Annotated in this window: 10 protein-coding genes; 4 read left to right on the top strand and 6 right to left on the bottom strand. The window is 38.3% G+C overall.

The window, feature by feature from the left end:
• Positions 1–23: 23 nt before the first annotated feature.
• The gene (locus ABMA76_RS02400) at positions 24–3,701 is read right to left on the bottom strand and encodes a hypothetical protein (protein ID WP_392988966.1); all 3,678 of its coding nucleotides are present in this window, start codon (positions 3,699–3,701) and stop codon (positions 24–26) included.
• Positions 3,702–4,220: 519 nt separating this feature from the next.
• Here ABMA76_RS02400 and pal point away from each other — a divergent pair.
• From pal to ABMA76_RS02380, 4 genes are read left to right on the top strand one after another with little or no spacing between them, the layout of a single operon-like run.
• Positions 4,221–4,712 (top strand): peptidoglycan-associated lipoprotein Pal, encoded by a 492-nt coding sequence (gene pal / locus ABMA76_RS02395; RefSeq protein WP_392858951.1) that lies wholly within the window; start codon positions 4,221–4,223, stop codon positions 4,710–4,712.
• A gap of 10 nt (positions 4,713–4,722) precedes the next feature.
• On the top strand, positions 4,723–5,034 hold the full coding sequence (locus tag ABMA76_RS02390; RefSeq protein ID WP_040314832.1) for a DUF4398 domain-containing protein: 312 nt from the start codon (positions 4,723–4,725) through the stop codon (positions 5,032–5,034).
• A 24-nt stretch (positions 5,035–5,058) separates the two neighbouring features.
• Positions 5,059–5,844 carry a tetratricopeptide repeat protein gene (locus tag ABMA76_RS02385; protein ID WP_392908677.1) on the top strand — a complete coding sequence of 262 codons (786 nt, stop codon included), beginning with the start codon at positions 5,059–5,061 and terminating at the stop codon, positions 5,842–5,844.
• Positions 5,845–5,856: 12 nt separating this feature from the next.
• A complete protein-coding gene (locus ABMA76_RS02380; protein ID WP_393060799.1) occupies positions 5,857–7,461 on the top strand; it encodes a multiheme c-type cytochrome in 1,605 nt (534 codons plus the stop codon).
• Here the strand turns inward: ABMA76_RS02380 and smpB are convergent.
• Genes smpB through ABMA76_RS02355 form a run of 5 tightly spaced genes read right to left on the bottom strand, consistent with a single transcriptional unit; the run spans position 7,458 to position 12,175 of the window.
• Complete coding sequence (gene smpB, locus ABMA76_RS02375; protein WP_392908673.1) at positions 7,458–7,910, bottom strand: SsrA-binding protein SmpB; 453 nt, start codon at positions 7,908–7,910, stop codon at positions 7,458–7,460. The two genes, ABMA76_RS02380 and smpB, sit on opposite strands and share 4 nt — an antisense overlap.
• Before the next feature lie 3 nt (positions 7,911–7,913).
• Entirely contained in the window at positions 7,914–8,720 is an 807-nt protein-coding gene (rsmA, locus tag ABMA76_RS02370; RefSeq protein ID WP_392908671.1) for a 16S rRNA (adenine(1518)-N(6)/adenine(1519)-N(6))-dimethyltransferase RsmA, read from the bottom strand.
• Positions 8,721–8,722: 2 nt separating this feature from the next.
• Positions 8,723–9,805: a tRNA (adenosine(37)-N6)-threonylcarbamoyltransferase complex transferase subunit TsaD gene (tsaD, locus tag ABMA76_RS02365; protein ID WP_393060797.1), complete on the bottom strand. Its 1,083-nt coding sequence runs from the start codon at positions 9,803–9,805 to the stop codon at positions 8,723–8,725.
• Positions 9,806–9,850: 45 nt separating this feature from the next.
• Positions 9,851–11,185 carry an HD domain-containing phosphohydrolase gene (locus ABMA76_RS02360; protein WP_392908667.1) on the bottom strand — a complete coding sequence of 445 codons (1,335 nt, stop codon included), beginning with the start codon at positions 11,183–11,185 and terminating at the stop codon, positions 9,851–9,853.
• Positions 11,186–11,236: 51 nt separating this feature from the next.
• A complete protein-coding gene (locus ABMA76_RS02355) occupies positions 11,237–12,175 on the bottom strand; it encodes a calcium/sodium antiporter (RefSeq protein WP_392908665.1) in 939 nt (312 codons plus the stop codon).
• Positions 12,176–12,184: the final 9 nt, after the last annotated feature.

Below are 12,184 nucleotides of genomic sequence, written 5' to 3'. Positions count from 1 at the left end.
TTACTAAGTGGGCCCTTTTGACATTACTTCACTTTAACATTGAAAACTTTGGTATGCAGTACGCTCCCCTTATAGAGGACATCCATTTTGAATTTTAACTCTTTTCCACCGGCCTTCTCTTTGAACTTGTAAGTAAACTTACCTGATTCAATTTTTCCTTGACCTGGAACTGGCATTTTTGCAGTAGTCTCATTTAATTCAAGGTACTTACCGCCTTCAAGAACCTCAAGTTTTACTTGGAATTCACCAGGAATATTGTCGCGAATCCCCTTAAGCTGAAACTTAATATCGTGAGATTTATACTTACAAACTAGCCAACACTTTCCATATTCAACAGTTTCATCAAAGGCAACTGCATATCTGATATCTGGATTAGGTAGAACAACTGATTTGAAAGTCGCCACTTCTGTGTACTTATCTTTCAGGCTGTCACCAGGATAAGTAAGCTCAATATCCATAGTTACGATAGAACCAGGTTTCGCATTATTAGTAATCTTTGCAAAGATAACGTCCTTTAGATCAATCTTAGTTTCAGCAGGAAGCTCTGCTAGATTAACCTTCTTATCAAAGACCTCTACGTTATCACTTGTTGAGATAACCTTAGCAGAGATAACACCCTTCTCACTTGCCATCATTCCGAAGTTAACAAGACCAAGTCCAACTCCAAAATTACTATCTTGAGCAAGTCCTCTAGGATCACCACTTGTTAAGATGGCACCTCTTGATTTATCAACTCTTACAACGGCCTGTTCTTGAAAAAGGGCCACCCCTTTCATCTTACCTTCCATCGCCATTTGTTCGCGAAGGTCACCAAGATTCTCCTCTTCAGCTAAGAGTGCTCCGTCTTTCTTTCCATTTTCAAATGCAACTCTTTGTCCTTCAACCATTGCATCACCAAATCCATAACGGTGACCACGATCAAGACCTTGCTTATGGGCCTCAGGGTGATCATTTGTTCTCGCTTCTTCTCTCGCATCAACAAATAATTGGTCATACTCTTCAAAGTAAACCTTACGGTGTGAAGCTAAGAATTCTTGGTCATAGATTTCATGATAAGACTCTTCACAGATTGCTCTTAGTTCAGCGACTTCTTTGTAAACTTTTTGACAACGAAGCTTGGCCTTCCCTTCAGTAATCTTAGTCGGTGCAGTATAAACATACTCCGCGCTTCCCTTAATCTCTTCAATATTACTTGTAAGAGCTTCAATTTCATTTTCAATACGAACAATCTCTTCTTCATATGTTTCTTTTGAATCACCTAGATCAAAAGGTACGTGATCTGAGTGATCATCACCTGAATGATGATCTTCTTCGAGACTTGCAAGATATGGCATCTCGGCAAATCCCATAAAGAAGCCTTTCTCCTGAACTTTATTTGTCAGAACAACATGATTCTTTGGAAGAACAGACATTTTCAATTCTTTTGCTTGCGTAAAGGCCGTATGAAAATCTTCTTCCATAGCAATATTCTTAGCGTTCTGTAGCCCGATTGCATAACCTTCATGATGGCCAAGATCATAATCTTCCTGTGAATTTACACCTTGATTATAACCATCAATCTTTCCTTGCTCGAGACCTTCACCAAGGCCTACAAGATAGCTATCAAGCTCACCAACATTTTGCCCATTCATGCCACCATACTTATTTGCATCGGCCAGTGCATCAGCAGATGCCGTTTCTGAACCAATACTTGCACCATCAGTGATTGCATCAACTTGTCCAAGAACTTTTGATTCACTAACATATTCATTAAATAGGTTTTGGCGAGTTTCATACTGTATACGAGCATCCTGAGTTGTTTGCTCTAGCTCATTAGCTCTTGCTTCAGAGACAATTAGTGTTTCTTCAGTATTTGTTTTTCTTAAAGTAAGCTCAGCATTTTCTTTTTCAAGCTTTTCAACAAATTCTTGACCTGCTTTTAACTCCGCTTGATTCTCAACGATAGCAGCAGAGTTTGTTCTAAGACGAGAACGAGTTGTCACAATTTCATCCACCAGCTCAGACTTTCTCTTTTCTTTAGTGGAAGCGATAGTATTTAACTCTTCATTTCTCTTAAGAGCATCTTCAGACATTTTCTGAGTTTCAAAGATCTTATCATTGATACTAGAAACCTTCTTCTGTTGTAAGTCACGCTTTGCTTCAAGAGTCGTGTGATTTCTAGATAGTTTGCCAGAGTTCACTTCAGTTTCAACTAATAGATTTTGAGTCTTAAGATGGTCATCTTTTAATTCTTTAAGAGATACCTGAGCAACTCTTAGCTTATCTTTAGCAAGAAGCTCCTTCTTTCTAAGGGCATCTCTCTCTTCAGTGAGGACTTCAATTTCTTCATTTACAAGTCTAAGCTGATGCTTAACTTCTTCATATTCTGTGATCGAGGCACCAAGATCATCTTGTGAGCGCTTTAGCTCAAGCTTTGCTTCTGCTAAAGAAGCTTCAAGTTGTTTAAACCTTGGAGCAGCTCTAATGATCCTTTCATCAACGGCCACAAGAAGAGACTCTTGATATCTAAGTTTTTTCTCAGCACTTTCATATTGCTTTTCAAGGTGCATTAATTTTAAACCACCATCTTTAAGCTTATATTCAACAACTGAGAGCTTTCTCTTAATGACATCATACTCATCATCTAAAACTTTAATCTCCCCTTCTACTTCAAGCTTCTTAGCTAAAAGAACTTTTCTTTCAGAAGTTTGATTATCTCCTAATTGAAGTAAGTCGATTTCGATTTTTTCTAGCTCATGCTTTTTAATTGTATGATCAGCATCGATTCTCTCCATCTCCGCTTTATATGCACTGGCCTCAACCTTAATTGAATCCATCACTTCTTGGTACTTAATTAGTGCAACATGTGATTTTGCATATTCTTTCTTTTCGACACTGATATTAGAAAGAATTGTATCTCTCTTTCTCAGTAGAGGACGAATTGAGCTTGTTTGCTCATTATAATCAATATTAATATCTTCTGCTCTAAGCTTTGCAGCACGAAAGATCTCTCTCTTTCTTACAATAAAAGTATCAAGCTTTTCCATTTCTAACTCTAGAGGTCTCACCTTTGGTACCACTAGATCTAGTTTTTTCTTATTAGCAGATACTTTCTTTAGAACGCTGCTATAACTTTTCGTTAAACTCTTTACTTCAACTGCTTTATTTTCAGTTTGTTTGCTTAAGAGTGTCACTCTTGCCTTTAGAGAAATAAGCTTATCCTGATTCTCTCTACTTAAGGCACTATTGGCCTCTAACTCGGCCAGTGTTTCTTTTAAGATTGATTGCTCAACTTCAACACTTTTCTTTAAAGACGTTAGCATGGCCTCATTATTATTAATGATAACCCTACCTTCACTAAGTTCTTTCTTAACAGAAGCTAAGATCTCTTCAATCTGCCCCTGCTCTCTAACTAATTCACTTAAGTTAATTTCGAGAATTTCACTCTCTCCACTTAACTCATCGATCATAGCAGTAGCATCGGCAACGATCTTCTTCGTTAACTCAAGATCATGAGTGTTTACTTCAAGCATCTCTGTCATCTTTAAGATTTCAGATTTTAGCTCTTCAACTTTAAATTTCGCTGATTGACTTTGAGTCTTAGAATTATCATAAAGCTTTGAATACTTTTGATAATCGATCTCATCAGGTAATGTTGCATGTGAAGCAACGGCCATAAGTGATAAAATAACTAATTTTTTACTAATTCCGATTGAACTCATATTCTCCCCTTCTTCTAAAAGATCAAAAGACTAACTTAATGCACAAAAAACAGGCCATTGGTATAACCAACAGTCTCATTTGCGTCTAAAATTTGTGAGGAGTATTAAAGCAACTTGAGATTTAATTTAAATTTTGAGGATTGAAAAATGCCTGGCCGCAACTTAAGCAGAGACAGGAAAAGACGGCGGCCAGGCTTTTACACACAAGATAAGGACTTTTCAATAACCTCAAATAAACATTATTTTGACTGATTCACATTGTAAATAGCTCTTCTCAAACTTTACCTTTTCTTTACTTAAATACTTGGCAGATATTAGAAAATTTTCTTGTTTTGAAAAATGGACATTTTTAAAAATAAGATACAAACAAGTATGGGTTTTCAGTAAACCGAGCAAAATAGTCTAGTGAAATCTCCTTTTCTGCCGGTATCTAAACACCTAAATTTATTATATACTTTAAAGGTATAGCTATTTTCCAATTTACAATAAAATCTCTACATAAATGGAAAGGGGGAACAAATGAAAAAGCTTTTTACATTATTACTTTTAGGTTCTGCACTAGTAATGACTTCATGTGGTTCATCATCAAAAACTGATGACTCGTCTTCTGTAGAATCTGTTGATTACAACAATGCTTCACTTGAAGTAAATGGTGACTCAGACTCTGGTAAAGCAGGTAATCTAAGAACTGTTTATTTCGCATTTAACTCTTCAGGACTTAGCTCATCAACAAAGTCAACTCTTGAAGCAAACGCTGACTTCTTAAAAGAAAATACTTCTGTTGAAGTACAAGTAGAAGGTCACGCTGATGAAAGAGGTGGACGTGAGTACAACATGGCACTTGGTGAAAACCGTGCACGTGCAATTAAGAACTACCTAGTAGCTCTTGGTGTTGATGCTTCTAGAATCTCAACTACTTCTTACGGGAAGGAAAGACCAATTTCATTTGGTCACAATGAAGATTCTTGGTCACAAAACAGAAGAGGAAACTTCGTAATTATTGCAAAGTAATCTTTAAAAAATGAAAAAATTAAAAAATAAAATCACATTTTTAATTTTACTTCTATCTTTGGGTAGCTGCGGTCTTACGACCGTACGCCCGAAGTTAGAAATGACTTATGCACAGGTTGCTTTCCTTGCGGCCAAGGAAGCTGGCGGACAAACACTCGCCCCTAACCTCTACCGAAAGGCCGAATTCTACTACTTAAAAGCAAAATCAAGCTACAAGAGAAAATTCTTTAATAAAGCTAAGAAGTACGCCATTCTTTCTAAGCAATTCTCAGAAAAGGCCGAGTTCAAGGCATATCGTAAGAAAACTCTCGATAGCATTTAATATATCTTATTCGGAGAATTTCTCATGAAGAAAACTTCCCTACTTACTACGATTACATTAACAACATTAATGGGTGCTTCAATGACCTCTTGTAAAACACAAGAACAAATTGAGCGCGAACAAAAAATCAATACAATGTCTGTTCAAATGCAACAGAGTCAAAAGCTAAATGCAGACTCTCTTTCAAAGATGCAGGAACTGCAAGATAGTGTTCTCCAATTCCAAGGACAACTTGAAGAGTACACAAATGGTAAAGACCAAAAGCTTGAAACTGTTGATCAAAAGCTTCTAAAACTTGAAGAACAAAACACTGCTCTTACAGATGAAGTAACAAAACTTACTGCAAAGATTGAAGAACAGGATAAGTTCATCAAAGAAGTGCTGGCACTGTTAAAAAAAAAAGAAAGTAAGCGAAAAGAATTAGCAAAAGCAAAAAAGCGCTCACCTTATGATCAGGCCATGTTTCTTTATGGAAAAGGCAAATACGGTGAAGCTCGTCCGATCCTAGAGAAGCTTTTTAAAGAAGGTAAAATCAAAGGAAAAAGACGTGGACGCATCATTCACAACCTGGGAATGATTTCTTATATCCAAAAGAGAAATGACGATGCTGTCACATATTTCTCGACTCTTTATACATCAATGCCAAACTCTGCTTACAACGGTAATGGACTAGTCTATCTAGCAAGAACGTTTAAGAGACAAGGACAAACAGAACAGGCCATTGTGACTCTTGAAGAAATGCTAAAGTCATTTCCAAAAAGTCGTCACGTCCCTACTGCTAAGAAGTTATTAGCTAGTTACAAAAAATAAGGTATGTAAATAATGAAACGAATTTTAGGACTCCTCAGCTTAACCTTTGCTCTTTCTTGCCAAAGTATTATTGACTTGGACCGTGACAGTGAAGAGATAAAAGTTGAAGGACCGAAGTTTTCTATCCTCTTTTCTCACTCAATTTCTGGTGAGACTCATCCATGTGGATGTCGCCAATTCCCTCTCGGAGGACTTCCTCAAGTAGCGGGCTTTATGAGTGAATTTAAAAAGGACCATCAATATCTCTATATCGACACAGGAGATATGCTCTTTCCGTCTTCAGTCGTACCAAATCATATTGAAAAGTCACAAAAATTTGCGGCAATCTCGCTAGCAAAGGGATTAGACAAACTTGGCCTAAAATATACAATTCCAGGTGATCAGGATTTAGCAGCAGGACTCGACTTCTACAAAGAAGTTCTTTCGCAAGTTAGCTTTAAGGTTCTCGTTTCAAACCTAGCAGATAAGAAGTCCCTCCCCCACCAAGAATTTGCTAAGATTACTTTTGGTAAAAGTACAATCTTTCTAACAGGAATCGTGGCCGCAGGAACCTTACAGTCTGAATACAGAGACCTATTTGTTAACCCTGTTAAAGACTTTAAGAACACAATAGCAAAACTTAAAGAAGCGGGCTTTGATGAAAAAAACCCTCTTCATAAACTTGTTCTTATGTCACATGCTGGGCTTGATTATGATAAGAAGTTTGCTGAAGCTTATCCTGTCATTGACTGGATTATTGGCTCACACTCACAAAGTTTCACTAATTACTCAATTGACGTTGGAACGACTCAGATTGTGCAAGTTCTTTCTAAGAACCACTACCTTGGAGAAGTCGCCTTCTCTGCAGGGCCCCAAAAACTAGAAAAAGAATTCTCTTACCATGAAATGCGCGAGCAATTAGGAGAGAAGATTCCAAATAATCCATTCACAACTTATATCAATAATCACAAACAAGAGCTTGATAAGATTCGTGACCAAGAACAAAAGAGCCTAAGCTTTGCTGACACTGGAATCAAGAAGCTCGCAGACACTAAGAGCTGTCTTGAGTGTCACTCTGATCAAGGAGATCACTGGGCAAAGACTCCTCACGCGATCTCTTTTGGAACGCTTATTATTGCCAAAGAAGAGAATAAAACTAGCTGTATGCAGTGTCACTCACTTGGGATGAATGAAGAAGGTGGATATATCAATCACAACGATATTGTTCACTTCAAAGATTTAAAAACAAGTGATGCAAAATTTAAGGCCCACAAAGACAACTACTGGCAGGACGTAACAAAGGCCTTTAGTGGCGTGACTTCAGTTCGCAAACTTGATACTAAGAAGATTAAATCAATTCGTGTTGCCTGGGATAAGGCCAATGAAAAGCATAATGTGGAACACTCATTTGCCAATGTCCAGTGTCTAAACTGTCACGATATGGTTACAGATCACCCATTTGCTATTGAAGACGAGATACAAAAGAAGGCCCATACAAAGGCCGCTATTAAGAATAAGTGTCTTGGTTGTCACACTAGTGACCAATCACCTGAGTGGTATAAGAAAGATCGCGATGGAATTTATTCTGGAGTAAATGACGAGTACTTTGAAAAGATGTACAAGAAGATGGCGCACTAACTATTGTAGTCGCCTCTTCTTAGCTTTCTTTCCACATCTTTTTTCTGCTGATCAGATCTCTTATCATGAAGCTTCTTCCCTTTTGCGAGGGCGATTTCAAGCTTAACACGTGAGCCTTTAAAGTAGATGATTGTAGGAACAATCGTTAGCCTTTCGGCCTTTGCACGGTGAGCGATCTCAGCAATCTCTTTTTCATGTAAAAGTAGCTTTCTCTTTCTCGCCTCTTCGTGATTAAATTGATTTCCAAATTCGTATTCAGGAATTTTGATATTATTGGCCCAAACTTCGCCGTTCTTATCAATTGTAATATGGGCCTCACCAATCGAGACCTTTCCCGCACGTAGGGACTTAACCTCAGTACCCACTAAGGACATTCCTGCTTCGTAAAGTTCAAGTAACTGATAGTCGAACTTTGCTCTCTTATTCTTGGCTATTATTTTCTTTCCCATTATTTACTCATTTAAATACTTATATAAATTTTGAAGGTCCTCTAATTTTAGCGCTTCTGCTCTAACTGTCAAAGGCTGATTGATTTTGGCCAGGGCCTGTTCAATCTTATCCGCTGGAGCATAAGTCTTTAGAACCTTTCCAAGTTGTTTTCTCTTAAATTGAAAAACTGCTCTTAAGAATTTCTCAAATTTACTAAATTCAGACAAAGGGATTACTGGACTCTCCAGACGCTCAAAACTAATAACAGCTGAGTCAACCTTTGGAGGAGGTGTAAAGGCACCTGGAGGCGCTTTAACAAGTAGAGATGTCTTAAAATATGTTTGTGATAAGGCCATTAGTGAGCCCATGAAATTCTTCTTTGAAGCAAAGGCAAAGACCTTATCTGCCACTTCTTTTTGAAACATCAGCGTCATATACTTAATAGACGGAGTCTGTAAGAACTTAAGAAGAAGTGGAGTCGAAATATTATAAGGTAAGTTTGACACAAGCCATGTCTTATCCCCTAACCCCTTTTCTCCAATAAAAGCTTCAAAATCAAATGCCAGAGCATCTGTAAAATTGATATTTTCGGCCTTCACAATTGGCGCAAGATATTCAATCATACGCTCATCTTTTTCAACCACATGAAGGTTTTCATTATGGGCGGCCAAATTCTTAGTCAAAATTCCTGGGCCTGGCCCGACTTCAATGATATTTCCGGCCTTATCTGCAAAGTCATCTGTAATTTTCGTAATAATATTTTGATTATTTAAAAAGTGCTGACCGAGATCTTTATTGGCCCAAGGTAGTTTTGTTTTTGACTCATCCATGATTAGGCCTTCCTATGTTCTTTCTTATTAATAAAACGTGATCTCGCATCGATACTTAGAGTGTCTGGGTATTGAATACGACTATTATAGTTTCTAAAAGCATAATTTGCGATCATGGCACCATTGTCTGTACAAAATTTCGGTTGCACAAAATGTACTTGCTTATACTTTTCCTGAAGTACTTTTCTAAGATAGCTATTGCATGCAACACCACCACCTACAACAATTGGAAGGTTGTTAAATCCCTTCTCTTTTGCGGCCTCGAGAGCGTAGCGAAGCTTAAGAGCAAGAGCTGAAACAATAGCATGCTGGTAAGAAGCACAAATATCTTTAGTATCCTGATTGATATCTTCTGGTGACTTAACTAAGTATTGTGGGTTTTTGTCGAGGAATGTTCTTAGTGATGTCTTCACTCCCGAAAAACTAAGGTTGCAATCTTTTGAACCTTTTAAGCCTATTGGGAATTCAAAGCGATTGATATCACCTTCTTTGGCAAGGTCGTCAATGATACGGCCAGCTGGGTAACCTAGTCCCATAAGCTTTCCACCCTTGTCATAGGCTTCACCTGCGGCGTCATCAATTGTTGAGCCAAGAACTTCAATCTCATCACTTGCAGTTACAAGCGTGTAGAGACTATGTCCCCCACTTACGAGTAGTCCTAAGTATGGATATGAGACTTTCTCAGTAAGGTGAATTGCTTCAAGATGAGCAAAGAGGTGGTTTACTGCAAAGAGGTCAACTTTCTTTAAGAGAGAGATTGTCTTAGCAGCATTAAGTCCTGTTAAAAGCGGCCCAAGAAGTCCTGGGAAAGTTGTCACGCCAACAAGATCAATATCTGAAAGTTTCACACCGGCCTTTCCAATCGTTTGCTTAATAAGAGGCGCAAGTTTTTCAAGGTGATTTCGCGAGGCAATCTCCGGCACAACCCCACCCCATTGGGCAAGCATTTGCTCTTGAGAAAATAGCTCAAAGGCCAACACTTCAGGAACTTCACCATGAGAAATCTTATCAGGATCTCCCTTGAGAACTGCTACTGATGTGTCATCACAACTTGTTTCAATACCTAAAATATATTTAGTGGCCACGAAATATTCCGATCTTACGAGTAAATAATAAGATGCACCCTATCATTATTTTAAGATTTTATCGACAATTTTGATGATTTTTTCAAAGTGATCGCGTCCGAAATTATCCGCTAAGTACTGATAAATAGTACGGCTTTCGTCGAGGTTGTAGTTGCGCAGCTCTATTTGCTTAGCAAGTTCATGAGCAACAATAAAGACGGCCGTTAGTGGCTTGATCTGATTGGCATAAAGTCCACGAGGAAATCCTGAACCATCTGGCCTTTCATGGTGATTGATTAGAATCTCATACATATTCTGGTCAGTTAGGCCTTCCTTCTCAAGCATCTCACTCATGAGGCGCCCATGACCTAGAACGACGTTCTTATCATAATCAGAGAGCTCGGCCTTAAGTAGCTCTTCTTGGGAAGAAATACGGGCCAAGTTTTCATCTTCAAGAAGAAGATCGTGAAACACCGATGTACGGATTATGGTTTCGATATTATCTTTTTTTCCCCATGCTAGCTGCTTTAAGATCTCGACGCCAAAGAGGCTCGTCAAATAGCAGTGGTCATAGAGATAATTAGTCATATTCTCACGCTCTTTTAAAAGACTCTTAAGCTTAAGACTCCCCTGCGCAAGTTTTGAAATATTTGAAACATAGCTATCGACAACAGTAGAAGTTCCGGTGCTAATTCCATAGCGGCCAACGAGGCGCTTAAGAGTCATCATGGACTTTTGAGCAATATCTAGGTGTTCAGCTGGAGTAGAAGGATCATACTTTAAAAATGAAACCTCTCCTGCCTTCTTCACGTACTCATCAATATCGTCTTTGTTGATATAGAGGTAATTAATATCGCGATCGAGATAGCTTTCAATTTGAGAAATTGTAAATGTGTCTCCGCGGTGAATAACCTTTACGAATTTAGAATCGCTAAGTTTTACGTAAGTATCACAGATGGCCAGCGTTCCCCTAAGGAAGTATTCAGTATTGATCTTCTTATAAGCACTACTGGACTGAACAAAAGTCGAGATCCCACCTAGTTGTGTTAAGAGTGTTTCAAATTTAACAAATGAAAATGGCTTTGGCAGATGCTCTCTTTTCTTGTGATAAGTAATATCTCTCTCGAAATTAACAAATTCTGCTTCCGTATATGAAGTGATGATAAGAGATGGGATATTGTAATCGATAGCATCACAAAAAGAGAAGATATCCTCATCCCCTTCTCGGAAGTAATCTGAAACGATTAGCTTGAAATCTTTAGATGACTGAAGCTTTGCTTTTAATTCCTTAAAATTAGAAACACGAACAACATTCACACCTTGGAAAGCATTCTCAATTCCCAAGACATAAATATCACTAAGTTCAAAATCTGGTTCGGCCACTAGTACGTTAAAACTCATAGAGGGTATTTTAACACTTCCATGCTTAGAAACTAGAAGGAACTTTGTGCTTTAACGAACCCAGTAAAGAACCATGGCGATATAGCAACTTAAAAAGACTGCACCAGCAATGCGATAGAATGATCTTTTAGCAAAACAAAGCGCAAGTAGAAATAGCGCAGCAAATATCAGAGCAGACATCTCAGGTATAAAGTTTTCTGCAATTTTAATTTTGTAAAATGCTAAACTCCCCAGAACGAAGGCCGCATTGAAAATATTTGAACCAATAATATTTCCCGTGATGATATCCGAGTTCTTCCCCTTTCTGCTTGTCATGATTGCCGTAACAAGTTCAGGAAATGAAGTTCCAAAGGCAACAAAGATGGCCGAGATAACATAGCTTGAGATCCCAAACTCGAGTGCAACAGCTGTTCCACTCTTAACAAGTAACTCTCCCCCACCATATAAAAGAGCGAAGCCTGCAAAAAGATGAATAATCTCTTTTGGCCCAATTTTCTCTTCCTGGCTTTGAGGCTGTTTCTGGTCTCCAAGGTGAGCACGATCTTTTTTCATTGAAGCAAATGTATCCCATAGATAGAAGGCCATAAACCCAATAAGAAGTGCACTTCCCCACCAGTAAACTTGATCTTGTAGAAGAACAATTGCAAGAATGGCCGTAAGTGCTAGATGTAGTAGAAGTTGTTTCTTAATCTCTTGCCCAGAGATGAAAAGACGTCCCATAAGTCCTGACACACCAAGAATGAGAAAGAGGTTTGCAATATTTGAACCCACGATATTTCCCAAGGCAATCCCCGGCTCACCGCGATAACTTGCCAGCTGAGAAACAAAGAACTCCGGAAGAGATGTTCCGAAACCAACAATAAGAAGTCCAATGACAAGAGGTGATAATCCAAGGGCCAATCCAATCTTTTCCGCGGATTCCAGAGCAAACTCCGCACCGTAGTAAAGCATAACAATAGCAAGAATTAATAACACAACTTGTAAAACCATATTTTATTT

This window comes from Halobacteriovorax sp. ZH5_bin.2, assembly GCF_043196375.1.
Classification (GTDB): Bacteria; Bdellovibrionota; Bacteriovoracia; order Bacteriovoracales; family Bacteriovoracaceae; genus Halobacteriovorax_A.
This window is presented reverse-complemented; position numbering and strand designations above follow the sequence as displayed.